The 25,675-nt window shown below is 56.5% G+C and carries 27 protein-coding genes; 15 read left to right on the top strand and 12 right to left on the bottom strand.

Features of this window, described 5'->3' with window-relative positions:
• Positions 1-149: 149 nt before the first annotated feature.
• The 5 genes from BBA90_RS12660 (at position 150) to slyA (ending at position 3,209) form a co-directional block, all read left to right on the top strand.
• Positions 150-419, top strand: a complete 270-nt coding sequence (locus tag BBA90_RS12660) for a DUF1289 domain-containing protein (protein ID WP_075050744.1) — start codon at positions 150-152, stop codon at positions 417-419.
• 63 nt (positions 420-482) lie between these two features.
• The gene (locus BBA90_RS12655; protein ID WP_065649456.1) at positions 483-1,379 is read left to right on the top strand and encodes an aldo/keto reductase; all 897 of its coding nucleotides are present in this window, start codon (positions 483-485) and stop codon (positions 1,377-1,379) included.
• A gap of 81 nt (positions 1,380-1,460) precedes the next feature.
• Positions 1,461-1,979, top strand: coding sequence for a superoxide dismutase family protein (gene sodC, locus BBA90_RS12650; RefSeq protein ID WP_065649455.1), 519 nt, complete (start codon positions 1,461-1,463; stop codon positions 1,977-1,979).
• A 127-nt stretch (positions 1,980-2,106) separates the two neighbouring features.
• Positions 2,107-2,574 (top strand): hypothetical protein, encoded by a 468-nt coding sequence (locus BBA90_RS12645; RefSeq protein WP_065649454.1) that lies wholly within the window; start codon positions 2,107-2,109, stop codon positions 2,572-2,574.
• Between the two features lie 197 nt (positions 2,575-2,771).
• On the top strand, positions 2,772-3,209 hold the full coding sequence (slyA, locus tag BBA90_RS12640; protein ID WP_039384157.1) for a transcriptional regulator SlyA: 438 nt from the start codon (positions 2,772-2,774) through the stop codon (positions 3,207-3,209).
• A gap of 40 nt (positions 3,210-3,249) precedes the next feature.
• Here the strand turns inward: slyA and slyB are convergent, their stop codons facing one another.
• Positions 3,250-3,717, bottom strand: a complete 468-nt coding sequence (gene slyB / locus BBA90_RS12635; RefSeq protein ID WP_039384159.1) for an outer membrane lipoprotein SlyB — start codon at positions 3,715-3,717, stop codon at positions 3,250-3,252.
• 277 nt (positions 3,718-3,994) lie between these two features.
• On the opposite strand from slyB, the gene anmK reads away from it, so the two are divergent.
• From anmK to pdxY, 5 genes are all read left to right on the top strand, one after another.
• A complete protein-coding gene (gene anmK, locus BBA90_RS12630) occupies positions 3,995-5,116 on the top strand; it encodes an anhydro-N-acetylmuramic acid kinase (RefSeq protein WP_065650478.1) in 1,122 nt (373 codons plus the stop codon).
• 9 nt (positions 5,117-5,125) lie between these two features.
• The gene (locus BBA90_RS12625; RefSeq protein WP_065649453.1) at positions 5,126-5,455 is read left to right on the top strand and encodes an MliC family protein; all 330 of its coding nucleotides are present in this window, start codon (positions 5,126-5,128) and stop codon (positions 5,453-5,455) included.
• Between the two features lie 19 nt (positions 5,456-5,474).
• Positions 5,475-6,131, top strand: a complete 657-nt coding sequence (pdxH, locus tag BBA90_RS12620) for a pyridoxamine 5'-phosphate oxidase (protein ID WP_065649452.1) — start codon at positions 5,475-5,477, stop codon at positions 6,129-6,131.
• A gap of 138 nt (positions 6,132-6,269) precedes the next feature.
• Positions 6,270-7,544 carry a tyrosine--tRNA ligase gene (gene tyrS / locus BBA90_RS12615; RefSeq protein ID WP_065649451.1) on the top strand — a complete coding sequence of 425 codons (1,275 nt, stop codon included), beginning with the start codon at positions 6,270-6,272 and terminating at the stop codon, positions 7,542-7,544.
• 54 nt (positions 7,545-7,598) lie between these two features.
• Positions 7,599-8,459 carry a pyridoxal kinase PdxY gene (gene pdxY / locus BBA90_RS12610; protein WP_065649450.1) on the top strand — a complete coding sequence of 287 codons (861 nt, stop codon included), beginning with the start codon at positions 7,599-7,601 and terminating at the stop codon, positions 8,457-8,459.
• A gap of 41 nt (positions 8,460-8,500) precedes the next feature.
• On the opposite strand, the gene gstA is transcribed toward pdxY, so the two are convergent.
• Together gstA and dtpA are read right to left on the bottom strand one after the other, a co-directional pair.
• Entirely contained in the window at positions 8,501-9,106 is a 606-nt protein-coding gene (gstA, locus tag BBA90_RS12605) for a glutathione transferase GstA (RefSeq protein ID WP_065649449.1), read from the bottom strand.
• Between the two features lie 167 nt (positions 9,107-9,273).
• Positions 9,274-10,779: a dipeptide/tripeptide permease DtpA gene (dtpA, locus tag BBA90_RS12600; protein ID WP_065649448.1), complete on the bottom strand. Its 1,506-nt coding sequence runs from the start codon at positions 10,777-10,779 to the stop codon at positions 9,274-9,276.
• 747 nt (positions 10,780-11,526) lie between these two features.
• Between dtpA and BBA90_RS12595 the strand changes: the two genes are divergently transcribed.
• Positions 11,527-12,591 (top strand): mechanosensitive ion channel family protein, encoded by a 1,065-nt coding sequence (locus BBA90_RS12595; RefSeq protein WP_206099911.1) that lies wholly within the window; start codon positions 11,527-11,529, stop codon positions 12,589-12,591.
• A 35-nt stretch (positions 12,592-12,626) separates the two neighbouring features.
• Here the strand turns inward: BBA90_RS12595 and nth are convergent, their stop codons facing one another.
• The 9 genes from nth to ydgT form a co-directional block, all read right to left on the bottom strand.
• Positions 12,627-13,262 carry an endonuclease III gene (gene nth / locus BBA90_RS12590; protein ID WP_065649446.1) on the bottom strand — a complete coding sequence of 212 codons (636 nt, stop codon included), beginning with the start codon at positions 13,260-13,262 and terminating at the stop codon, positions 12,627-12,629.
• Positions 13,259-13,966: an electron transport complex subunit E gene (locus BBA90_RS12585; RefSeq protein ID WP_065649445.1), complete on the bottom strand. Its 708-nt coding sequence runs from the start codon at positions 13,964-13,966 to the stop codon at positions 13,259-13,261. The genes nth and BBA90_RS12585 overlap by 4 nt, the downstream gene beginning before the upstream one ends.
• A complete protein-coding gene (rsxG, locus tag BBA90_RS12580) occupies positions 13,963-14,592 on the bottom strand; it encodes an electron transport complex subunit RsxG (protein WP_065649444.1) in 630 nt (209 codons plus the stop codon). Before rsxG ends, BBA90_RS12585 begins: the two co-directional genes overlap by 4 nt.
• A 3-nt stretch (positions 14,593-14,595) precedes the next feature.
• Complete coding sequence (rsxD, locus tag BBA90_RS12575; RefSeq protein WP_065649443.1) at positions 14,596-15,654, bottom strand: electron transport complex subunit RsxD; 1,059 nt, start codon at positions 15,652-15,654, stop codon at positions 14,596-14,598.
• Complete coding sequence (gene rsxC, locus BBA90_RS12570; protein ID WP_065649442.1) at positions 15,655-18,177, bottom strand: electron transport complex subunit RsxC; 2,523 nt, start codon at positions 18,175-18,177, stop codon at positions 15,655-15,657.
• Positions 18,170-18,748, bottom strand: coding sequence for an electron transport complex subunit RsxB (gene rsxB, locus BBA90_RS12565; protein WP_065649441.1), 579 nt, complete (start codon positions 18,746-18,748; stop codon positions 18,170-18,172). The genes rsxC and rsxB overlap by 8 nt, the downstream gene beginning before the upstream one ends.
• 1 nt (position 18,749) lies before the next feature.
• Entirely contained in the window at positions 18,750-19,331 is a 582-nt protein-coding gene (gene rsxA, locus BBA90_RS12560; RefSeq protein ID WP_065649440.1) for an electron transport complex subunit RsxA, read from the bottom strand.
• Positions 19,332-19,444: 113 nt separating this feature from the next.
• Positions 19,445-19,888: a DUF2569 domain-containing protein gene (locus tag BBA90_RS12555; RefSeq protein ID WP_065649439.1), complete on the bottom strand. Its 444-nt coding sequence runs from the start codon at positions 19,886-19,888 to the stop codon at positions 19,445-19,447.
• A 2-nt stretch (positions 19,889-19,890) separates the two neighbouring features.
• The gene (ydgT, locus tag BBA90_RS12550; protein WP_039384201.1) at positions 19,891-20,106 is read right to left on the bottom strand and encodes a transcription modulator YdgT; all 216 of its coding nucleotides are present in this window, start codon (positions 20,104-20,106) and stop codon (positions 19,891-19,893) included.
• A gap of 619 nt (positions 20,107-20,725) precedes the next feature.
• Here ydgT and ytfQ point away from each other — a divergent pair.
• Genes ytfQ through yjfF form a run of 4 tightly spaced genes read left to right on the top strand, consistent with a single transcriptional unit; the run spans position 20,726 to position 25,249 of the window.
• The gene (ytfQ, locus tag BBA90_RS12545) at positions 20,726-21,682 is read left to right on the top strand and encodes a galactofuranose ABC transporter, galactofuranose-binding protein YtfQ (RefSeq protein ID WP_065649438.1); all 957 of its coding nucleotides are present in this window, start codon (positions 20,726-20,728) and stop codon (positions 21,680-21,682) included.
• Between the two features lie 54 nt (positions 21,683-21,736).
• Positions 21,737-23,257, top strand: a complete 1,521-nt coding sequence (ytfR, locus tag BBA90_RS12540; RefSeq protein ID WP_065649437.1) for a galactofuranose ABC transporter, ATP-binding protein YtfR — start codon at positions 21,737-21,739, stop codon at positions 23,255-23,257.
• A gap of 7 nt (positions 23,258-23,264) precedes the next feature.
• Positions 23,265-24,266, top strand: a complete 1,002-nt coding sequence (gene ytfT, locus BBA90_RS12535) for a galactofuranose ABC transporter, ATP-binding protein YtfT (RefSeq protein WP_412159152.1) — start codon at positions 23,265-23,267, stop codon at positions 24,264-24,266.
• Positions 24,263-25,249: a galactofuranose ABC transporter, permease protein YjfF gene (gene yjfF / locus BBA90_RS12530; protein ID WP_065649435.1), complete on the top strand. Its 987-nt coding sequence runs from the start codon at positions 24,263-24,265 to the stop codon at positions 25,247-25,249. Before ytfT ends, yjfF begins: the two co-directional genes overlap by 4 nt.
• Positions 25,250-25,675 lie beyond the last annotated feature (426 nt).

Here is a 25,675-nt window from a genome sequence, read left to right as displayed (position 1 = left end):
GAGAAGAAATCTGAGGATAACCTTAATCGCACATCAGATGATAACTTTTGTTAAAGTTAAATAACACTTAATGATCAGCACGAAGAACGGGGCTAAACCGTTTTCTTTTGGCGGCACGACTTGCAGTTCACGCGGAAACTGTTATCACTATGTTATCCAGCGGTGAATCAGAGGCAGATGTGGCTGAACAACTCGAATTTTTCCCGGTACCCAGCCCCTGTCGCGGCATCTGTCAGACCGATGCCCGCGGTTACTGTCGCGGCTGTCTGCGAAGCCGTGAAGAGCGCTTTAACTGGATGCGCTTCAGCGATGCACAAAAACGCGAGGTGCTGCGGCTGTGCCGGCAGCGCTATCTGCGCCTGCAGCGTCAGCAAAAGCCGGACGCGGGGCAGGATCCACAGCAGCCTTCGCTGTTTTAAGCGCTGATTCTGCCATCAATTCGTTATACTCCCTGTTTAACATTCAATGCAGGGAGTTTTGTTATGTTACAACCACAGGCTATCGCCCCTCAGGGGCCGGCGTTCTCTCCTCTGGTGGTCGGCTACTGGCGGTTAATGGAGTGGGGGATGACACCACAGCAGCTGGTCTCATTTATTGAGTATCATCTCTCTCTGGGGCTGACCACGGTCGATCACGCGGACATTTACGGCGATTATCAGTGCGAAGCGGCGTTTGGAGCCGCGCTGCGCCTGGCGCCACAGTTACGTGAGCAGCTGCAGATTGTCACCAAGTGTGGCATCGCAACGCGGGCCAAACCTGAGCATCAGATCGGCCACTACATCACCGATGCCAGTCACATCCTTCGCAGCACGGAAAACTCACTCTCGCATTTTGCAACCGACTACCTCGATCTGCTGCTTATTCATCGTCCCGATCCGCTGATGGACGCCGATGACGTGGCGGAAGCGTTTATGCAGCTGCATCAGAGCGGTAAAGTACGCCATTTTGGCGTTTCAAATTTTACGCCAGCACAATTTTCGCTGCTGCAGTCGCGCCTGCCGTTCACGCTGGTGACCAACCAGCTGGAGATCTCGCCGCTGGAGCAGACCGCGCTGCTGGATGACACGCTCGATCAGTGCCAGCAGGCGCGCATGCGTCCTATGGCGTGGTCCTGCCTCGGCGGCGGCCGTCTGTTCAGCGATCCACACTACCAGCCGCTGCGCGACGAGCTGAGCCAGGTTCAGCGGGAGATCGGTGCGGCCACGATTGAGCAGGTGGTCTATGCCTGGATTATGATGCTGCCATCCCGGCCACTGCCAATCATCGGCTCCGGTAAAACCGGCCGCATCGGTCAGGCGGCAGAGGCGGCTGCGCTGACGCTGAATCGCCAGCAGTGGTTCCGCATTCGTAAAGCTGCGCTCGGTTATGATGTGCCCTGAAGCGTAAAGCTTCGTCAAACTGCAGCAGCGCGGGCAAAAAGCGTCCAGACTTACTCAGTCTGTCAATTGTAAGGAGACGTTATGAAAAGAACGCTTATTGCTCTTGTGACGCTGGCCTGTTCGGCGGGTGCACTTGCCGCTTCTCAGGAGGTCACGCTGCATCAGGTTTCTGCACAGGGGGTCGGCGAGGCCGTGGGCAACGTGACGATTACGGAAACGGATTACGGTTTGCAATTTACGCCGGCGTTGTCCGGAATGAAACCGGGTATTCACGGCTTCCATGTCCATGCCAAAGGCAGCTGTGAGCCGGGTGAGTCACAGGGGAAAACCGTGGCAGCCGGCGCAGCGGGCGGCCATCTGGATCCGCAGAATAGCGGCAAACACCTCGGTCCTTATGCCAGCGGACACCTCGGCGATCTGCCGGCGCTGTATGTCACAGATGACGGCAAAGCCAGCTATCCGGTTGTCGCCCCGCGCCTTAAATCACTTGGTGATATCAAAGGTAAAGCGCTGATGGTCCACGTGGGCGGTGATAATCATGCAGATCATCCTGAACCGCTGGGAGGCGGAGGCGCGCGCCTCGCCTGTGGCGTAATCTGATCAACGGCGGGCAGCGCAGAAAGGGCTGCCCGCTGCAATAAAATTCTGACAACGTTTAATGCTACTCAGGACGATTATTCCGCTCTATCATAGTGATACAGTCAGAGGGAACCACTCAGGGGCAGGAATGAAAAGCTTAGGGATAGTGCTGCTGGCACTGTTACTTGCAGGGTGCGATCGACCCAGGGAAACACAGTTACGTCTCGACGCCAGCCGTCAGCTTCAGCGCAATATAGATACCAGCCCGCTGCGCGCCAGCTGCGAGCATATTGCCCGCGGGCGGGAGTGGCTGACAGCGCGCAGTGTGCAGCAGCTGGAAAAGCACCATTGCCAGAACGTGTTGCGCAGCGCCAGTGAAACCAACTTCCTTAATACGGCAATCTATACGCAGACTATGCCGGTGGTTTGCGGCTCCATTCAGGGGCGCAGCTTTACCGGAACCACACTGACCCGTCGGTTTATCTACTCTTATGATGAAAAAGCACTGGTGATCAGGCCGGAAACCGAACAGGACAAAAGCCGGTTTGAAGATCGTAAAGCGCTTGAGCAGCTGCAAAACGACTTTCAGAACCAGTGGGCAAAATATTGCCGGTAACGACTCCGGCAGCGCCTGCTGCGGCTGGGCCAGCGTACGCTTCGCGAGCGAGCAGAGACCGGGCAGGCCGTTAAGCCGCATCATTCCCCGGTGAAGCCGCCCGAGGCCTGGCCTGCTATTTGTATTTTATCCTCTAAACTCGCAAAATAGTGTAAAATCTGGCTTGATAGCTAGCAAGCTAATTATAAGGAGATGAAATGGATACGCCGCTTGGAACCGACCTGTCGCGCCTGGTGCGCATCTGGCGCGCGTTAATCGATCAGCGCCTGAAGCCGCTGGAGCTGACCCAAACCCACTGGGTGACTTTGCATAATATTCATCAACTTCCGCCAGAACAGTCGCAGATCCAGCTGGCTAAAGCGATCGGTATTGAGCAGCCCTCGCTGGTGCGCACGCTGGATCAGCTGGAAGAGAAGGGACTGATCACCCGCTCCACCTGCGCAAACGATCGGCGGGCGAAGCGCATCCGGCTGACCAAAGAAGCCGCACCGATTATCGGGCAGGTCGAGCATGTTATTGATGCCACCCGCGACGATATTCTGGCCGGGATCAGCGCAGAAGAGATCAATCAAATGGTCACGCTGATTGCACGACTTGAGAAGAATATTCTGGAATTACAGCATCGCGAAAAATAAAAAAACCGACGCCAGGCGTCGGTTTTTTTGTGCAGCAGAGTTAGCGCGGAGAAACCGTGACCTGGCTGCCGTTGGAGGCCAGTACGACACGCTGTCCCGGTGAATAACGGCTGGCATCCTGCTTCTGCACGACCATGATGGTATTTCCATCATCTTTGCGGATTTCCAGCTCAACGCCGTTGGATTTGTTGACGGCACCCTGTACACCCTGGCCCGCAACGCCGCCCAGTACCGCACCGCCCGCAGTTGCCAGGCTGCGACCCGCACCGCCGCCGATAGTGTTACCCAGGAAACCGCCCAGCACCGCACCGCCAATGGCGCCAATCACATTGCTGTCATCGCCACCCTGAATTTTAACCGGGCGCACTGATACCAGCGTACCGTACGACACATTTTGAACCTGTTTGGCTTCACTGGCGCTGTAAACATCGCCCGAAAGGGTGTCATTGCTGACACAGCCTGCCAGCGTTACACCGGCAAGGGCCACGGCTATGAAACGCTTAATCATCAGAAAGCTCCTTTATAAAAAACGCCATGTTCTCATCCTGCTCTGCACAGAGTATAAGACAGAAAGCGGCGCATGGATGCGATGCCGCACAATCAGTGCCAGCGTTGCAGCATAGAGTATGCCTCATCAACAAAAATTCAATCAGCCGATAAAAATATTTCTGCTCTGCCGTACTGCGCATGGCAGAGTGAAAAGCAGAAAGTTATCATCGTATTAGAGGGGCGGCATCAGCAGAATGCCGGCGCCGGCATCCGCCGGATAATGAGGAGCTATCGTGATAAAGTCAGGACGCTATATAGGGGTTATGTCAGGCACCAGTCTGGATGGCGTGGATGTGGTGCTGGCGGCTATCGATAGTCACATGGTGGCGCAGCAGGCGAGCTACTGTCACCCGTTTCCGCCCGCCCTGCGCCAGCAGGTACTGGCTATATGTCAGGGACAGCCACTGACGCTATCGCAGCTCGGGCAGCTCGATACCGCACTGGGTAAGCTGTTTGCCGAAGCGGTGGTGACCCTGATGCGTCAGCAGGCGCTGGAAGCAGAGGACATTGTGGCAATAGGCTGCCACGGTCAGACCGTTTGGCATGAACCCGGCAGCGCGGCCCCCAATACGCTGCAGATTGGCGATAATAACCAGATTGTCGCCGCCACCGGCGTGACCGTAGTCGGCGATTTTCGCCGGCGTGATATGGCGCTGGGCGGGCAGGGTGCGCCGCTGGTGCCTGCGTTTCATCAGGCGCTGCTCATGGACAGCAGTGAACGCCGCATGGTGCTGAATATTGGCGGCATCGCTAACCTGTCGCTGCTGATCCCGGGGCAGCCGGTGCGGGGCTTTGATACCGGACCTGGCAATATGCTGATTGATGCCTGGATCTGGCGTCATCAGGGGGTAAGCTACGATCATAACGGCGCCTGGGCCGCCAGCGGACAGGTCGTGCCCGCGCTGCTGGAGCAGATGCTGAACGATCCCTGGTTTGCGCTGCCGCCACCGAAAAGCACCGGGCGGGAGTACTTTAATCCTGACTGGATAGAGCGTCAGCTGCAGGCTTTTCCGGCGCTGGCACCGGAGGATGTGCAGGCTACGCTAAGCGAACTGACGGCGCTGACAATTGCACAGCAGATCCAGCTCAGTAACGGCTGCGACCGTCTGCTAGTGTGCGGCGGAGGTGGCCGCAATCCGCTGCTCATGGCGCGGCTCGCGGCGCATCTTCCCGGCACGGAAGTTACCCCTACCGATGCTGCGGGCGTCAGCGGGGATGATATGGAAGCGCTGGCCTTTGCCTGGCTGGCGTTCAGAACCCTTTCTGGTCTGCCAGGCAATTTGCCTGCCGTTACCGGGGCGCGTGAAATGAGCGTGCTGGGCGCGATCTATCCGGCGAACAGCCGGCCGACACGATAAGGAGAAGCAATGAAAAGATATATGCTGGCAGCGGGCTGCCTGGCACTGAGCGGCTGCGGTATGCTGCAGCAGTCAGCGCCACAGCCCGAAACGCTGCACTATCAGTGCGGTACGCTGCCGCTGACGGTCACGCTGGATAACAGCAAAGAACAGGTCAGCTTTATTCTTGACGGCACACCGCTGACGCTGAAACAGACAGTATCCGCATCCGGCGCGCGCTACAGCGACGGCCACTATGTTTTCTGGTCGAAAGGCACCAGCGCCTTTGTTGAGCGCAATGACAGAGTGATTATCAACGACTGCGAACTGCAGGATGCGGCAAACACCCACCGGTCTTAAGAGAGTTAAGAGAGACGCTATGAGCGACAGCGACAGCCTGCAACAGATTGCCCATCTGCGCCGGGAATATACCCGCGGCGGCCTGCGGCGCAAAGATTTGCCGGAGGATCCTCTGATCCTGTTTGAACAGTGGCTGCAGCAGGCGTGTGCCGCGCAGCTGCCCGATCCCACCGCCATGACGGTGGCGACAGTAGATAGCAGCGGTCAGCCGTATCAGCGCATTGTACTGCTCAAGCACTACGATGCTGAGGGCTTTATCTTTTACACTAACCTCGGTAGCCGGAAGGCGCTGCAGCTGGCAGACAATCCGCGCATCTCACTGCATCTGCCGTGGCACTTTCTGGAGCGTCAGGTGATGGTGCTGGGCGAAGCAGAGAAACTCTCGCCGCTGGAGGTCATGAAATATTTCCATAGCCGGCCGCGCGACAGCCAGATTGGTGCCTGGGTTTCAAAACAGTCGAGCCGCATCTCTGCGCGTAGCGTGCTGGAGAGCAAGTTTCTGGAACTCAAACAGAAATTCCAGCAGGGTGACGTCCCGCTGCCCACTTTCTGGGGCGGATACCGCGTGCGGTTTACTGCCGTGGAGTTCTGGCAGGGCGGCGAACACCGGCTGCACGATCGTTTTCTCTATCAGCGCAGTGAGAATGGCTGGACGATTGACCGGTTAGCGCCGTAAAACCTGCTTTTCCCGGTTTCAGCGCTGGCGCCGTGAGCGTCAGCGCTTTATGCTATAGCCCTCTTTTTTTTCGTCTCCGCATCGTAGCGGAAAGCTGTGTACCAGCCCAGGTGCAGCCCGATCAATTTGGAGTCAGTGATGACCAGCAGTAACCTGATACAACAATTGCAGGAACGGGGCCTTGTGGCCCAGGTAACGGATGAAGAAGCGTTAGCAGAGCGACTGGCGCAAGGGCCAATTGCCCTCTATTGCGGCTTTGACCCTACCGCTGATAGCTTGCATTTGGGCCATCTGGTGCCGCTGCTCTGCCTGAAGCGTTTTCAGGATGCCGGACACAAGCCGGTTGCGCTGGTGGGTGGAGCCACCGGCCTGATTGGCGATCCCAGCTTTAAAGCAGCGGAACGCAAGCTCAATACCAGTGAAACCGTAGGTGAGTGGGTGGAAAAAATCCGCAACCAGGTTGCCCCATTCCTCAGCTTTGACTGCGGAGATAATAGCGCTATCGCCGCGAATAACTACGACTGGTTCGGCGGCATGAATGTGCTGACGTTCCTGCGCGATATCGGTAAGCATTTCTCTGTTAATCAGATGATCAACCGCGAAGCGGTTAAACAGCGTCTGAATCGTGAGGATCAGGGGATCTCTTACACTGAATTCTCTTACAATCTGCTGCAGGGCTACGATTTTGCCGAGCTTTATAAGCGTTATGGCGTGGTGCTGCAGATTGGCGGCTCTGATCAGTGGGGAAATATCACCTCGGGTATCGACCTGACACGTCGTCTGCATCAGCAGCAGGCCTTTGGTCTGACCGTACCGCTTATCACTAAATCAGACGGCACCAAGTTCGGTAAAACCGAAGGTGGCGCCGTCTGGCTGGACGCGAAAAAAACCAGTCCTTATAAGTTCTATCAGTTCTGGATCAACACCGCTGACGCGGATGTTTACCGCTTCCTGAAGTTCTTTACCTTCATGAGCCTGGATGAGATCAACGCGCTCGAAGAAGAAGACAAAAACAGCGGCAAAGCGCCGCGCGCTCAGTACGTGCTGGCCGAGCAGGTCACGCGCCTGGTACACGGCGATGCAGGACTGGCTGCGGCCAGACGCATCACAGAAAGCCTGTTTTCAGGCAGCCTGAGCGACATGACCGAAGCAGACTTTGAGCAGCTGGCGCAGGACGGCATGCCGGTTATCGCGCTCAGCGCGGAAGACGATCTGCAGCAGGCGCTGGTTGCCGCTGAGCTGGTGCCGTCACGCGGTCAGGCCCGTACCATGATCGGCTCTAATGCGGTCTCTGTGAACGGAGAGAAACAGTCGGATGCCGAGTATCGTTTCAGCGACAGCGACAAGCTGTTTGGCCGCTTTACGCTGCTGCGTCGCGGCAAAAAACACTACTGCCTGATAAACTGGCAGTAAGGTGTCAGGGCCGGTTTCCGGCCCTTTTTCATGGCAAGGCAGTACAGGGTTATAATGAAAAATATTCTCGCAATTCAGTCTCACGTGGTGTTTGGCCACGCCGGTAATAGCGCGGCAGAGTTCCCGATGCGCCGCATGGGCGCAAACGTTTGGCCGCTGAATACCGTTCAGTTCTCCAATCACACTCAGTATGGTCACTGGACCGGTACGGTCATGCCGGCCAGCCATCTGACTGAGATTGTCAACGGCATTGCCGCCATCGATCGCCTGAAAACCTGCGATGCCGTACTCAGCGGTTATCTGGGGTCGGCAGAGCAGGGTGAGCAGATTCTGGCGATCGTACGTGAAGTTAAAGCCGCTAACCCGGACGCCTGGTTTTTCTGCGATCCGGTGATGGGGCATCCGGAGAAAGGCTGTATCGTGGCGCCGGGTGTGGCAGAGTTTCACTGTAAACAGGCGCTGCCGGCCAGCGATCTGATTGCCCCCAATCTGCTGGAGCTGGAAATGCTGAGCGGGCAGACGGTTGCTGATATTGACCAGGCAGTGGATGCGGCGCGTCTGCTGATTGCGCAGGGGCCGAAAGTGGTGCTGGTCAAACATCTGGCGCGTGCCGGCCGGCGCAGCGACCGCTTTGAGATGCTGCTGGTTACCGCTGATGAGTGCTGGCATATCAGCCGCCCGCTGGTGGACTTTGGCGTACGTCAGCCGGTAGGCGTGGGCGATCTGACCAGCGGTCTGCTGCTGGTGGATCTGCTGCATGGTAAATCGCTGCAGCAGGCGCTGGAGCATGTCACTGCAGCGGTATATGAAGTGATGCTGAAAACCCACCAGATGGGAGAGTATGAGCTGCAGCTGGTCGCGGCACAGGACGCTATTGCGCAGCCGCAGCAGCATTTCGCGGCAGAAAAACTGTAATCATACGGCAGGCCGGTCACCGCGCCGGCCTGCCGCGAGGCTTACGCCAGACCTTCTGCCTGCAGCGCCGCCTGAACCGCCGGACGCTCACTCACGCGGGCAAACCACGCGTCCAGCGCCGGCATCCCGTCGAGCTGCAGCTTCACTGCTTTTGCCCAGCGCGTAACCACATACAGATAGATATCGGCCACGGTATAGCGTGTGCCCAGCAGCCACTGTTTATCCTCCAGCGCCGTATTCACCAGCTGAAACTTTTTCTCCAGCTGAGCACGCACCTGAGGCTTGTACGCGTCTGGCGTATCGGGGCGAAACAGCGGCGTAAATCCCTTGTGCAGCTCGCTGCTGACAAAACTCAGCCACTCCAGTGTATGGTAGCGCGTCAGACTGCCGGTCGGGGCCAGCAGGTGATAATCGGGTTTGAGATCCGCCAGATACTGCACAATCGCTACGCCTTCTGTCAGTATCGTTCCGTCATCAAACTGCAGCGCCGGGACCTGACCTTTAGGGTTGATCTGCCAGTAATCTTCGCCCTGTTCCGTTAGCTTGCTCTGCAAATCAACATTCACCTGCGTAAAGTCGAGGCCGCATTCGCGGGCGACAATATGGGGGGACAGGGAACAGGCACCGGGCTTGCAATAGAGTTTCATTGTTGCATCTCCTCAACAAATGATATGAGTGACGTGACAAATGCGGCACGCCGGATAGCGGACTCTGAGTAAACTACAAGGGAAAAAGGGAGATGGGAAGGAACTTATCAGGAGAAAAGCGGCTCCGCGACGCCATCAGAGATGGCATAACGCAGAGCCGTATGCGGTTACTCGCTGGCGCCGGCGCGCTTCAGTGCACCGTCAGACGCATCCTGCGTCATGCGATTAAGCAGCGGGGCAGTGACCAGCATCAGCAGGGCAATAACGCCGGTGGCGATACCAATCTGCTGAAAGACCTGGCTGTAAACCGCCAGTGAGGTGTGCGGATCGGTCACGTTCTCCGGCACCGCCATCAGGTTGGCCACTTTACCAGCGATCATTGCTGCGCCCGCGGTGGTCAGGAACCATGAGCCCATGATAAAGCCCATCAGACGCTGGGGTACCAGCTGCGCCACCATTGCCAGACCCAGGCCGGAGATCATCAGCTCACCAATACTCTGCAGGGCATAGCTCAGGATCAGCCAGTTGACGGAGACAATTCCTGCCTGATTTGCAAAGCCGGCACCGAGCGGCAGTACCAGAAACGCGCCGGAGCAGAGCACCATGCCAATGGCAAATTTATGTGGCATTGGCAGCTTATCGCCCAGCTTGTTATAGACAGCAGCCAGCAGCGGACTGGCGACCATGATCCAGAATGGATTCAGCGCCTGGAACTGCTCCGGCTCAAACGCGATGCCGAAAATGGCATGCTCTACGTTGCGGATCGCAAAGAAGTTGAGCGAGGTAGGCATCTGCATATAGAGCACAAAGAATACAATCGCTTCCACCATCAGCAGAAACGCCACAATCATTTTGCGGCGCGCCGCACCCTGCAGCGTGAACGCTTCTTTGGCAAAGATCAGAACAATGCCCAGAGCAACAACGCCGAGCGTCATGCGCGCAATGCTTTGGTGATGCAGCAGCCAGGTGGCGAGTGCGATCAGCACCGCGACGCCCACGATTGTCAGCAGCAGTTTACCCACCTGCAGCGGAGCAAAGTCCGGCTTCGAACCGTACTCTTTCACCAGGCGTTTAAAGAACAGGAAGTTAAGCAGCGTGATCACCAGCCCCACGACGGAGAGCGAGAAGGCGGCACCCCAGCCATATTTCGCTGCCAGCCATGGCGTCAGCATCATGGAGAACAGTGAACCGATGTTGATCGACATATAGAACATGGTGAATGCGCCGTCGATGCGCGGATCGTCTTTCGCATAGCAGGTCGAGAGCAGCGAAGAGGGGTTCGCTTTGAACAGGCCGCTGCCCACGGCAATCGTCGCCATACCGACGTAAACCAGCGTGGTGTCATGCCCGGAAAACGCGATCAGCGCATAGCCGAGCGCCAGCACCATCACGCCCAGTACAATCACGCGCTTGGTGCCGAGTACTTTGTCACCCAGCCAGCCGCCGATAGCCACCAGGCCATAGACCAGCGCGCTAAATGAGGTAAACAGCGTAATAGAGTCCGCTTCAGACATCCCCAGCTGTTTAACCAGGTAAACCGCCATGATGGCCTGTAAACCGTAGTAGCCGAAGCGCTCCCACAGCTCAATGGAGAAGATCAGATAAAATGCTTTAGGTTGCCGGAAGGCGTTGAGGCTTACCGCCTCGTCAGTGTGTTTGTTTGCAGTTGACACGTGTACCTCAGTTTATACATCGCCTGTTTTGTAACAGGAATTAAGTCTGCGTCGGTCTGGGTCATCCCGCGCAACATTGTTATTAGAAAGGAAAAACGGCGCCTAATTTGGCTGAATCGGAGCCACAGGGCAAGTATTTTTTACACGCTGGAATACCCGATGCCGGCAGGGCGATATTCGCGACTAAGCGAGATGACTTAGTGTTTAATAGGGTGTAAATCAATTGTAACAGAATAAACATGCGATATATGGGTTTAAGAAACCCGTTTACTGAAATAAACCGCCAGGTGGCAGTAAAACAGAATAACAGACTAATGATGAATATTTATACGGCATATATTGCTGCTTAATAGTGAATTTTGGGCACAATAGGTTGATTGTTGAGCTAAAAGCGCAGGATGGCGTTTCCGAAACGCTACTTTGTTGATCTGGTGCACAAATTTTCCAATTAATTAATCAGGTGAAAAAAGAAACTGCACTTTTCAGGCGCGGCAGGGCCTTTTTACCGGCGGATAAACTGGCAGAGCATGGCACGGCTCAGCCGGCATCAGACGCCGTTTGCGGCTGACGGAAACATCAGCTCACCTTTTCGGGCGAATAATCAGCAACGGGCAGACGCTGTTTCTCATAAATTTCATATACTCATGTCAGCAAAATGTTGTGTGCCGGTTATCGTTGACGATGAAACTGGCAGTGTTTTCAGCGTACTGGCGATGCCGTGCCGTCAGTCAACAATGAGGGAAAATGATGCCGTTGATACTGGGTGAGTTATCTGGTGTCCCGCAATGGGTGCCTGCTGTATTACTCGTCACACTGTCGCTCGCACTGGGCTTCCTGGCGCGATTTGTTCTTCTCAGCCTGATCCGTTACTGGCAGGGGCGTGATAAAAAACTGTTCAAATCTCTCGAAAAGCATCTGCGCGGCTCAATGTTTCTTATTTTACCGCTGTTATTCATTAGCGCGGGCGTAGATTATGTTAATATTCAGCCGGAGTCGCTTGGCTTTATTAATGCCACACTGCACATCTTTATTATATTATCCTTCTGCTCGCTGATGATCAGGATGATTAATGTCGCGCAGGACATGCTGTTTATTCGTTATGACATAAATATCTCAAATAACCTGCGCGCACGAAAAATTCGCACGCAGATCATGTATGTGAAAAAAGTGGTCATCGTCGTGCTGGTGACACTCTGTTTATCTTTGATTTTGCTGAGCTTTCCGGGTGTGCGCAAGTTTGGCACGACGATCCTTGCCGGGGCCGGGGTGGCCGGTATAATTATCGGGTTTGCATTACAGAAGTCGCTGGTTAATCTGTTTGCCGGTATTCAGATTGCTTTTACCCAGCCAATAAAAATTGATGATGCGGTGGTAGTAGAAAAAGAGTGGGGCTGGATTGAGGAAATAAACCTGACCTATGTCGTTGTACGTCTCTGGGATTTGCGCCGCCTTGTACTGCCGATAACCTATTTTACGGAAAATCCGTTCCAGAACTGGACGCGTAACAACGCACAGATTTTAGGTTCCGTATTTCTTTATCTGGATTACTCTATGCCGCTGGAGCCGCTGCGCGACCATTTTGAAAAAATACTCAATGAAACCCGGCTCTGGGATCGGGAGACGCAGGTGCTGCAGGTTACTGAGACCACTGAAAAAACCATGACCATCAGGCTACTGATGACGGCCCATAATTCACCTACCGCGTTTGACCTGCGCTGTTACGTGCGGGAGAAGATGATTGAATATATCCAGCAGCACTATCCGCAGTGCCTGCCGCATGTACGGGCTACGCTGAGCAGCCCGGAAGCGTAAAATGGCGCGCGGTGCAGTAAAACGGCATCGCGCGTTCAGATCTCTGTCTTGTCACGGTATTCGCACAGGTCTTCAATCAGGCAGGCCCCGCAGCGCGGCTTGCGCGCTATACAGGTATAACGCCCGTGCAGAATCAGCCAGTGATGGCAGTCGACTTTAAACGCGGCAGGCACCACTTTCAGCAGTTTCTCTTCAACCTCTTCCACATTTTTACCCGGCGCAAAGCGTGTACGGTTACTGACGCGAAAGATATGCGTGTCGACGGCGATAGTAGGCCAGCCAAAGGCGGTGTTCAGCACCACGTTGGCGGTTTTACGGCCCACGCCCGGCAGCGCCTCAAGCGCGGCACGATCTTCCGGCACCGCGCCGCCATGCTGCTCCAGCAATATGCGGCAGGTTTTAATCACGTTTTCCGCCTTGCTGTTAAACAGCCCGATGGTTTTAATGTACGCTTTGACGCCGTCAACGCCGAGCGCCAGCATGGCCGCCGGAGTATTCGCTACCGGATAAAGACGGGCCGTGGCTTTGTTTACGCTGACATCGGTCGCCTGAGCCGAGAGCAGGACCGCAATCAGCAGTTCAAACGGTGAGCTGAACTGCAGCTCAGTGGTCGGATGCGGATTGTTATCACGCAGACGGGTCAGGATCTGCAGGCGCTTCTCTTTATTCACACCGCTTTCCCGATTTCACCTGGCGCAGCCACTGTTTTAGCTTCCGCTTCAGCGCGCAGCACGGCGCGCTGTTTCATTTTCTGATCGATAACATACTTTCCTGCCAGCAGCATGCCGAGACCGATAAAGGCGCCGGGCGGCAGCATGGCCAGCAGCATAGGTGAATCAAAGTGCACTACTTCAATGCGCAGCGAGGTTGCCCACGGGCCGAGCAGCTGATCGGCACCGTTGAACAGCGTACCGCTGCCAATCAGCTCGCGAAGGGATCCCAGCGTGACCATGGCGCAGGTCGCGCCCATACCGATAGCAAATCCATCCAGCGCGGAGAGCGGGATACTGCTTTTTGACGCTACCGCTTCAGCGCGGCCCACGACAATACAGTTGGTGACAATCAGCGGAATAAAGATCCCCAGCGACTGATAAAGACCGTAGGCATAAGCGTTGATCAGCATCTGAACGCAGCTGACAACCGAGGCGATAATCATCACATAAATCGGGATGCGGATATCTGCCGGTACCCAGCGGCGTGAGGCGGAGATGGCACTGTTGGTAATGGTCAGCACCAGCGTCGTGGCCAGCCCCAGCCCCAGCGCATTGGTTGCGGTGGAGGTCACCGCCAGCAGCGGACAGAGTCCCAGCAGCTGTACCAGCGCAGAGTTATTTTTCCATAAACCGCCAATCAGCAGATTTTTCGCTTCACTCATGGTGTTTCTCCACATTCCGGCAGCGAACGCAACGTCGCTGGCAGCGTTTCAATATAGAGCGCCGTGCGTTTAGTGGCGTTAACCACCGCGCGCGGCGTAATGGTCGCACCGGTAAACTGATCGAAATCGCCGCCATCTTTCTTCACGGCAAAGTGCGGGTCATCGGCCCCTTTGACCTGTTTTCCATTAAAGCTGTTGATCCAGTCAGAGATGCGCAGCTCAATTTTATCACCCAGTCCGGGTGTTTCGTGATGTTCAATCACCCGCACGCCCAGCACGGTACCGCTGAAGTCGGCGCCTACCAGTAGCTGAATCGCCCCGGAGTAACCATCGGGGGCGGTGCTTTCCAGCGCCGCGGCCACCGGCTTGTCGCCTTTACGGGCGATATACAGGTGATGCGGCTGCTCGTTACCCAGCGCCGCGTTGCGCACCAGATAACACTCCTGCTGAATAGCATTATCGTACAGCGCGGTCGGTACCACCTGATCCAGCAGGTTTTTCTGCTGCAGCGCAGTCTGATGCTCAACGGTGGGTTTGGTCACATAGTTCACCACGGCGGTTACACCGGTCGTCACCACGGCAAACATCCCCAGCGTCACCGCGTTTTTGCGAATAGCGTCGATCATGCCTTAATCCTTCCGGTGACCATAAACGCGCGGCTGAGTGTAGTAGTCAATCAGCGGCACGCAGATATTTGCCAGCAGCACGGCGAACGCTACGCCATCCGGATAGCCGCCAAAGCTGCGGATCAGCCAGACCAGCAGACCGATCAGCGCGCCATAGATCAGACGCCCCCGGTTAGTGGTGGAGGCGGTAACCGGATCGGTGGCGATAAAGAATGCGCCCAGCATTGTCGCCCCCGAAAAGAGGTGGGTGAGCGGTGTATTAAGCGTCTCAGGCGAGAAGATCCAGCCGAGCGTGGCGCACACCGCCAGCGAGGCCAGCATACTGGCCGGGATATGCCAGCGAATCGCATTTTTTGCCAGCAGCAGCATGCCGCCCAGCAGATAGCCCAGGTTGACCCACTGCCAGCCCAGCCCTGCCAGCACCCCGGCGTAGATGGGCTGTGCGTGAAGCGCTTCGGCGCTGTGGCCGGCACGCAGTCCGGTTTTAAACGTATCGAGCGGCGTGGCCTGACTGATGCCATCCACCCCAAGCTGCAGCTGCTGTATGGTTTCGCCTGCCAGCGTATGGCCGCGGAACACCATACTGAGTGAATCCATCAGGTCCGGTTTTACCGCCTGCAGCGCATCGGGCGGCAGCCAGCTGGTCATCTGCACCGGGAAAGAGATCAGCAGCACCACATAGCCGACCATTGCCGGGTTGAACGGATTCTGACCCAGTCCGCCATAGAGCTGTTTAGCAATCAGAATGGCAAACAGGGTACCCAGAACAATCAGCCACCAGGGCGCAAGCGGCGGCAGGCTGATCCCGAGCAGCAGCGCGGTCAGCAGAGCTGAGTTATCTGCCAGCACCGGCTTAACGGCGCTGTGACGCAACCGCAGTATCGCCGCTTCGGTCAGCAGCGCTGTCGCAATAGCCAGCACAACCTGGATCAGAAAACCACTGCCGAAGAAATACCACTGCGCCGCCATGCCGGGCAGGGCGGCCAGTACCACCAGCAGCATTATGTTACCGGTGCTGCGCCGGTTATGGGTGTAGGGAGAGCTTGCGATACGAAAGGCCATTTATTCCTCAGTGGTCGAAGGCTGCTGCTGCGCTTTACGCGCTTTAGCACGGGCGACCGCCGCAGCGATGGCCGCTTTGCGTGGGTCTTCAGGTTCAGGTTCCGCCGGTACCGCCTGCGGCGGTGAGCTTTCTGCCTGCGCGGCTGCTTTTTTCGCTTTGGCGCGGGCAACGGCCGCGGCGACGGCAGCTTTACGCGGATCCTCTTCCGCTGCCGGCACAGGCGTTTCGGCAACCGGCTCGTCTGCGGTTGTGGTCTGCGCGGCTGCTTTTTTCGCTTTGGCGCGGGCAACAGCTGCGGCAACGGCAGCTTTACGCGGATCCTCTTCCGCTGCCGGCGCAGGCGTTTCGGCAACCGGCGCGTCTGCGGTTGTGGCCTGCGCGGCTGCTTTTTTCGCTTTGGCGCGGGCAATGGCCGCGGCGACGGCAGCTTTACGCGGATCCTCTTCCGCTGCCGGCGCAGGCGTTTCGGCGACCGGTTCGTCTGCGGTTGTGGCCTGCGCGGCTGCTTTTTTCGCTTTGGCGCGGGCAACAGCTGCGGCAACGGCAGCTTTACGCGGATCCTCTTCCGCTGCCGGCGCAGACGTTTCGGCAACCGGCTCGTCTGCGGTTGTGGCCTGCGCGGCTGCTTTTTTCGCTTTGGCACGGGCAACAGCCGCGGCGACGGCAGCTTTACGCGGATCCTCTTCCGTTGCCGGTGCAGAGGCTTCCGCTGCCGGCATATCAGCAGGACTCACCTCAGGACGCTCCGTGGCTGCCTTTTTCGCTTTCGCACGCGCAATTGCGGCTTCCACCGCTGCTTTACGCGGGTCGTTCTCTGCCGTGGCTTCGCTCTCTGGCTGAGCCGCTTTTTTCGCTTTCGCCCGGGCGATTGCGGCTTCCACCGCCGCTTTACGCGGATCGCCGGTCTGACGGGTAACCGGCTGCGTTTCTGCCTGGGTTGCCGCCTGCTGTGCCAGCGCCTGGGCGTGACGCGCTTCACGTTCGGCTATTTCCTGCTCTGGCGTTTTCGCCTGACGCGCTTTAACGCGAGCAGCGGCAGCGTCGCGTTCACCGTTATCGCTGCGTGCAACGCGCTGCTTCGCTTCTTCATGACGCGCTTCACGCGCCAGTTTCTCGCGTTCCAGGCGTGCCTGACGCGCCTCAAAGCGCGCCTTGGCTTCTGCTGTACGTTTCGCCTCAAGATCGATAGCGCGCAGCTCAGCTTTTTCCTGCCGGTAATACTGAACCAGCGGAATATTGCTTGGACAGACATAGGCGCAGGCGCCGCATTCGATACAGTCATCGATATTATGCGCGCGCGCTTTTTCATGATCGCCGCCCTGGCTATACCAGTAAAGCTGCTGCGGCAGCAGCTTCGCCGGACAGGCATCCGCGCAGGCGCTGCAGCGGATACAGGATTGCTCTTCCTGCGGTGCAGCCATTTCGCTGGCGGCAGGCGCCAGAATACAGTTGGTAATTTTTACCACCGGCACGTCGAGGGAGGGCAGGGTAAAGCCCATGAGTGGCCCGCCCATGATCACCATCTGACGCGGACCCGGCTGGAAACCGACCTGGCGCAGCAGGTGACTGATCGGGGTACCAAGACGCCCCCAGACATTGCGCGGTTGCGCAATCGCATCGCCGGTCAGCGTGACCACGCGCTCGGTGATGGGTTCACCATCAACAATCGCACGCTTAACCGCCCAGGCGGTACCGACGTTCTGCATCAGGACGCCAATATCGGTTGAGCGTCCGCCGTGCGGCACTTCCCGTCCGGTCAGGATTTTTGTCAGCTGTTTCGCGCCGCCAGAGGGATATTTTGTCGGGATAACCCGGATCTCAATATCGCGTTCGCCGCGCAGCGCCTGTTTCAGGGCAGCAATGGCGTCAGGTTTGTTATCTTCAATACCTACCAGAACGCGTTCTGCCTGCAGCACCCAGGCGAGGATCCGGCAGCCTTCCAGCACTTCAGCTGCGTGATCCTGCATCAGCCGATCATCAGCGGTGATATAAGGCTCGCACTCTGCGGCATTGATGATTAACGTTTTGACACCCTGCAGGCCGCCACGCAATTTAGTGGCGGTCGGGAACCCGGCGCCACCCAGCCCGGCCACGCCGGCGCTGTGGATGCGCCTGATGACCTCTTCCCGGCTCAGCGCGCGGTAATCAGGCTGCGCGTCACGCTCGATCCAGCGATCGTCACCGTCAGCCCGCAGGAAAATGCACAGCTCTGAGAGCCCGGACGGGTGCGCCGTCATGTGCGGCGCGATAGCCTCTATGGTGCCTGAGGTTGGCGCATGTACCGGCAGCATACGTCCGCTGCCAAAAGTCAGCGGCTGACCGCGCAGCACGCGATCGCCTGGCGAGACGCAGAGCTCACCCTCATGGCCAATATGCTGCTTCAGGGGAATAATAAACTGTTCAGGCAACGGCAGCGTGCTCAGCGGCGTGCCGTTAGACTGTGTTTTCATTTCCGGCGGATGAATACCGCCCTGAAAATCCCACAGCTTCTCTTTGCGAAACAGATTTAACAGATTAAGCATGATGTTCTGCCGGGATCACTTTTACAGGAATAGTGTTGAGATCCCACTTCCAGCTTGCTGGGGTGGTGGCGACCGGGCGCATCTCAATGCAGTCAGTCGGGCACGGAGCGACACACAGGTCGCAGCCCGTGCAGACGTCGCTGAGCACGGTGTGCATGGCGCGCGTGGCACCCACAATAGCATCCACCGGGCACGCCTGAATGCACTTGGTGCAGCCGATGCAGTTCTCTTCGTCGATCCACGCGACGGTACGCACCGGCGTAAGGATGTCGGCGCCACCATCAAGTGGCTGCGGCTCAACGTTCAGCAGTTCAGCCAGCCTGAGCATGGTCTGCTCACCACCCGGTGCACATTTATTGATCGCTTCACCGTTATTACCTACCGCATCCGCATAAGGGCGGCACCCCGGGTAGCCGCACTGGCCGCACTGGCTTTGTGGCAGTACGGCATCAATCTGTTCGACAATAGGGTCTTCTTCCACCTCAAAACGGCGCGAAGCGTAGCCGAGCAGGCCACCAAAAATCAGCCCCAGCGCGCTGAGTACAGCAATTGCTATCCAGATAGCGGTCATATCAGAATTTCACCAGACCGGTAAAGCCCATAAACGCCAGCGCCATCAGGCCGGCGGTAATCAGGGCGATAGAGTTACCTTTAAACGGTGCCGGCACGTTAGCCAGCACCAGACGTTCACGCATGCCGGCAAACAGCACCATCACCAGTGAAAAGCCCAGCGAGGCGCTAAAGCCGTAGAGGGCGGCCTGCAGAAACGTATGGTTAAGATTAACGCTCAGTAATGGCACACCCAGTACCGCACAGTTGGTGGTGATTAACGGCAGGAAGATCCCCAGCAGCCGGTAGAGAGATGGACTGGTTTTCCGCACCACCATTTCTGTGAACTGGACCACGACGGCAATCACCAGGATGTAGGCCATGGTGCGCAGATAAACCAGATCCAGCGGGATCAAAATCAGATGGTTAACCAGCCAGGCGCACACCGAAGCGAGGGTGATAACAAACGTGGTGGCAAGTCCCATGCCAATGGCCGTTTCCAGTTTTTTTGACACGCCCATGAACGGGCAGAGGCCGAGAAATTTGACCAACACGAAGTTGTTCACCAGCACTGTGCCAATAAAGAGAAGCAAGTAATCGGTCATGGTTTAACCTGGGAAGCCTAAAGGCAGATATTATCCGGAAATGAGAGCTACATCTCAACCTTTACGCCGGCGGGAGCAGCCCTGAGAGCACGCAGAATTAAATTCCTGACGAATTACGGAGCAGTAAACGTATGTTTAACCCGCCGTGAGCGCTTAAAGTAGGGAACGAACAGGGCGGCAGCCAGCAGCGTCAGAAGCAAAGTCTGCAGCGCTTTGCCGTCTGCAACCGGCGTAAACGCAAAGGTTTTCAGCGCCAGCAGTACGGTCATCAGCAGCCAGATTGTATAGTGGCGTGGCAGGCGCCGTGAGCGTCTGCAGAATATCCAGCCTACCCAGATACTGTAGAGCCAGACCGCAGTGGCAGTAAGCAGGGAAATCAGCCACGGCGATAACAGCAGATTAGCGTGTGAAAACAGAGTGGTGCGCAGCTCGCTGTCAAACAGAGGACGCAGGTAGAGCGCGATAACCAGTGCGCTGGTGAGCATGGTCATAATCAGCCAGGCCAGCGGCAGTAGCAGCCAGCCCCCGATGCGCGGTGAGTGAAGAGATTCAGACATAATTAAACCACATAGCGCCACACTGACTTAGGTACACAGCCCAGATCGTATAATCGGCCACCAGAGACCAGTTCAGCGCGGCGATGATCGGCAGCACGATACATATTGATGATGTCATTATCATCGGTCAGCGAATAGTTGAGATGATCGTAGAGTTTTTCAAGACTCTCAAGATTATTCACTTTGCGAAATTTTAGCAGGTAATCCAGCGCAGTCATGATTGCCATTAAACAGAAAGAACGATTGAGGGCTCAAGTATAGGGAGCACGCTGCTGCTGTCTATATATCCGTGTTAAAAAAATTTAAAATTCAGACCAGGTAGATTAATTACTTCAGTAGTAGCAATTTTTTTAGTTATGCCGCGCGGTTTCACAGCAAAACATCTATTTTGAAAACATCTTATTTCCCCTGCTGTGAGAAAAACTAACAGGGGATAACCGCCGCGCTTTTTTTATTTATTTTTTGCCGGCAATTAAGTCCCGCCGGCACAACGGGTTGATTAAGCCAGCGTACCGTCTGGCGTAGTGTGCGGGTTATCACAAAATTGCTTATTGCTTTATGAACAACAGCATAACCATTCTTTACGCAGCCGTTGTAATCGCTTCCAGCCTGTTCAAATCTAACCAGTTCTGTTTATTACAGTTATTTATCCCCTTCGATAATAAAACACAGCCGTTTTATCCATAAAGCTGACGGTCACTAATCATGCTTCAACAGCGTAACTCCTTTAAATCATTCTGTTTTGTGAGTTACGTCGCGCTAGTTTTACCTGAATTACGTCAGGCTTAATCTGCGTTTGTACCCCGACTACACACTCCCTTCAGAGGAATGAAAACTATGTGGAAACGTTTACTCCTGACCGCCATGGTAAGCGCCGCGCTTAGCACGCCGGTGCTGGCTGCTGATATGACAGTGGGATTCTCGCAGGTTGGTTCAGAATCGGGCTGGCGTGCAGCTGAAACCAGCGTAGCGAAAAGCGAAGCTAAAAAGCGCGGTATTACGCTGAAAATCGCCGATGGCCAGCAGAAGCAGGAAAATCAGATCAAAGCAGTACGTTCGTTTATTGCTCAGGGAGTGGATGCCATCTTCATCGCGCCGGTGGTGCAGACCGGCTGGGAGCCGGTGCTGGAAGAAGCGAAAGATGCCAAAATCCCGGTATTCCTGCTGGATCGCGCCATTGTCGTTAAGGATAAATCCCTCTACATGTCAGTGGTGACCGCAGACAACGTGCTGGAAGGCAAGCTGATTGGTGACTGGCTGGTGAAAACCGTCGGCGACAAGCAGTGTAACGTTGTCGAACTGCAGGGAACGGTCGGTGCCAGTGTGGCTATTGATCGTAAAAAAGGGTTTGCAGAGGCGATAGCCGGACATAACAACATTAAAGTGATCCGTTCTCAATCCGGTGACTTTACCCGCAGTAAAGGTAAAGAGGTGATGGAGAGCTTTATTAAAGCTGAGAATAACGGCAAAAACATCTGCATGGTGTATGCCCACAATGATGACATGGCAATCGGTGCCATCCAGGCGATAAAAGAAGCAGGTCTGAAGCCGGGCAAAGATATTCTGACGGGGTCGATTGATGGCGTACCGGATATCTATAAAGCGATGCTGGCCGGTGAGGCCAATGCCAACGTAGAGCTGACGCCAGATATGGCCGGCCCGGCGTTTGATGCGCTGGAGAAGTTTAAGAAAGATGGCACCATGCCACCAAAAATCATTAAAACGGAGTCGAAGCTCTTCCTGCCGGCGGATGCGCAGACAGAACTCGATAAAAAGAAAAACATGGGTTACTGATCCCTGCAGCCGCCCTGCGGGGCGGCTCTGCTGACGTCAGCGAGGTAGAGCCTGATGAGCACCATCGATGATACACCGCTGCTCACGCTGAGCGGCATCAGTAAAGGGTTTCCCGGCGTAAAAGCGCTGGACAACGTGTCGTTTACTATCCGCAAAGGCGAGATCATGGCGCTGCTGGGTGAAAACGGCGCTGGTAAATCAACGCTGATTAAAGTGCTGACCGGCGTCTATTCACGCGATGCCGGTACTGTCACCCTTAACGGAGAGGCAATCACGCCGCACAGTACGGCAGATGCGCAGCGCGCAGGGATCGGCACGGTCTATCAGGAAGTTAACCTGCTGCCAAATATGTCGGTGGCGGATAACCTTTATATTGGCCGTGAGCCAAAGCGTTTTGGCATGGTCGATCGTCGCAAAATGAACCGTGATGCTGACACGCTGATGCGCAATTATGGCTTCGCGCTGGATGTAACGCGCCCGCTGGGACATTACTCTGTCGCCATGCAGCAGATTATCGCTATCTGCCGCGCGGTCGATTTGTCCGCACAGATACTGATTCTGGATGAGCCCACGGCGAGTCTGGATGCCAGTGAAGTAGAGATGCTGTTTACGCTGATGGCGCAGCTGCGCGCCAGAGGCATGAGTCTGATCTTTGTGACCCATTTTCTTGATCAGGTGTACCGTATTACCGATCGCATTACCGTGTTACGCAACGGCCAGTTTATTGCCACGCGTGATACCGCCTCACTGCCGCAAATAGAGCTTATCAAACTGATGCTGGGGCGTGAGCTGCTCGAAACCGCACTGCAGCGGCAGGGCAGCACCTTACGCAGCGATCAGCCGGTGGTTGCGTTTGAAGATTACGGCAAAAAAGGCACCATTGAACCCTTCAGCCTGCAGGTCAGGCCGGGCGAGGTAGTCGGCCTGGCGGGTCTGCTCGGCTCAGGCCGCACTGAAACCGCAGAGGTGCTGTTTGGGATCCGGCGGGCCGATCGCGGTACTGCGCGCATTAAAGGCAAGGTGCAGACTATTCGTACCCCGGCGCAGGCCTCCCGCCTCGGAATGGGGTTTTGTCCCGAAGATCGTAAAACAGATGGCATTATTGGTGCGGCTTCCGTGCGTGAGAATATTATTCTGGCGCTGCAGGCCCAGCGCGGCTGGCTGCGTCCAATCAAGCGACGCGAGCAGCAGGCTATTGCCGATCGCTTTATTAAAAGTCTCGGCATTCGTACGCCGCACGCCGACCAGCCGATCGAGTTGCTGTCAGGCGGCAATCAGCAGAAGGTGCTGCTGTCGCGCTGGCTGGTGACCAAACCCCAGTTTCTGATCCTGGATGAGCCCACGCGCGGCATCGATGTGGGGGCGCACGCTGAGATTATTCGTTTGATCGAGTCGCTCTGCGCGGATGGTCTGGCGCTGCTGGTGATCTCTTCGGAACTGGAAGAGCTGGTTGGCTACGCCGATCGCGTAGTGATTATGCGCGATCTGAAGCAGGTGGCTGAAATTCCACTCGAGCAGCTCTCCGTGGCGTCCATTGTGAACGCCATTGCTGAGGGAGGCGCACAACATGCTTGAATCACCTATGACACAGTCAAAACCTGAAAGACGTAAGCTGAAACTGCCGCCGGGTATGCCACAGATCGCCGCGCTGATTCTGGTGCTGCTGATTGACAGCCTGGTCGCGAATAACTTTTTTGCCATTCATATTCAGGATGGTCGTCTGTTTGGCAGCCCAATCGATATTCTGAACCGTGCTGCACCGGTAGCGCTGCTCGCCGTGGGGATGACGCTGGTGATTGCGACCGGCGGAATTGATCTGTCCGTGGGTGCGGTTATGGCGATTGCGGGCGCAACGGCGGCCACGCTGACCGTCGCCGGACATAGCCTGAGCGTGATTGTACTGGTAACGCTGGGCACCGGTCTGCTATGCGGCTTATGGAATGGGGTGCTGGTTGCGCTGCTGAAGATTCAGCCGTTTGTGGCCACGCTGATTCTTATGGTAGCGGGGCGGGGCGTGGCCCAGCTGATTACGCAGGGGCAGATCGTGACGTTCAACAGCGAGAGCCTGGCGTGGTTTGGCAGCGGCTCGCTGCTCTGGTTACCGGTACCGGTGTGGATCACGCTGCTGGTGGCGCTGGCCGTCTGGTTGCTAACGCGCAAAACAGCGCTGGGGCTGTTTATTGAAGCGGTGGGCATCAACCTGCGCGCGGCGCGCAATGCAGGCGTTAACGGCTGGCTGGTGGTGATGTCGACCTATGTGATTAGCGGCTTATGTGCGGCGGTAGCCGGACTGATTGTGGCAGCCGATATCCGGGGTGCTGACGCCAATAACGCCGGCCTGTGGCTGGAGCTGGATGCCATTCTGGCCGTGGTGATTGGCGGCGCATCCCTGATGGGCGGCCGCTTTAACCTGGTGCTGTCGCTGATGGGTGCTCTGATTATCCAGTCTATGAATACCGGGATCCTGCTGTCGGGTTTCCCGCCAGAACTCAACCAGGTTGTGAAAGCGGTGGTCGTGATGTGCGTGCTGTTGCTGCAGTCGCCGCGTTTTATCGCCATGCTGAAGGGGAAGCGTTCAAGATGATAAAGCGTCATTTGCCATTGATGATCACGCTGCTGGTATTTGTGGCAGGTTATCTGTTCTGTCTGAGCCAGTTTCCAGGCTTCGCATCAACACGGGTTATCTGCAATATTCTGACGGATAACGCTTTTCTGGGCATTATTGCCGTGGGCATGACCTTTGTGATTTTGTCCGGCGGCATCGATCTGTCTGTAGGGGCGGTGATCGCCTTTACCGGCGTGTTTCTGGCACGCATTATCGGTGATTTCCACCTGGATCCGCTGCTGGCGTTTGCAGTGGTTCTCGCGCTGGGGGCGCTGTTCGGCGCCATGATGGGCTGGCTGATTGATGCGCTGAAGATCCCGGCGTTTATTATTACGCTGGCAGGTATGTTTTTTCTGCGCGGCTGCAGTTACCTGGTGTCAGAGAATTCCATTCCGATTGATCATCCTCTTTACGCCACGCTGTCAGGCCTGGCGTGGAAAATCCCTGGCGGCGGACGGCTGAGCCTGCTGGCGGTGATTATGCTGGTGGTGGTCGCCGGGGGCATTATTCTGGCGCACCGTACCCGATTCGGAAATCAGGTATACGCTATTGGCGGCAATCTCACCTCGGCGCAGCTGATGGGCGTGTCGACCCGCGCGACGACCATTAAGGTTTATATGCTTTCCACAACGCTGGCGACGCTGGCCGGTATTGTGTTCTCTATCTATACCTCAGCCGGTTACGCGCTGGCCGGGTTGGGCGTAGAGCTGGATGCAATTGCTTCGGTAGTGATTGGCGGTACGCTGCTGTCGGGCGGTGTGGGTACCGTGCTCGGCACGCTGTTTGGCGTACTGATTCAGGGTCTGATTCAGACGTGGATTAATTTCGACGGGACGCTGAGTTCGTGGTGGACCAAGATTGCTATCGGTATCCTGCTGTTTGCTTTTATCGCCTTGCAGCGCATGCTGACCGTGATGTGGGATCGCCAGCAAAACGCACCGGTCAAACGCCTGACCCCGTAGGGGCGCATTTATACGCCCCTGGCCTCCATCCGGCATCATCCCACCCGTAGGGGGCGCATTTATGCGCCCCTGGCCGACACCGGCTCCCTGCCTCCATTCATGTCGATACCACGGCCGGTAAAGCCCGGGGCGATCGCAAAGGAACCCGGCGTCCTGCCGATTGGCCGCGCCATCCCTGGCGCGGACGCTTTGCTCTTCGCCCCGGGCTTTACCGGCCTGCCAGCCCCATCGCGCGTTGCCAGAACCCTATCTTCCCGTATCGGATATCTGCGGAAACCAGGGCAGCATTAATGCCGCCCCTGCGGCATGCCACAGTCACCCCGTAGGGGGCGCATTAATGCGCCCCTGGCCGATATTGGCTCCCTGGCCATACGCATCCATGCGCCCCTGGCCGATACCGGCTCCTCAGCCATACGCATTCATGCG

The organism is Pantoea eucrina (assembly GCF_001691555.1).
Lineage (GTDB): Bacteria > Pseudomonadota > Gammaproteobacteria > Enterobacterales > Enterobacteriaceae > Pantoea > Pantoea borealis.
This window is presented reverse-complemented; position numbering and strand designations above follow the sequence as displayed.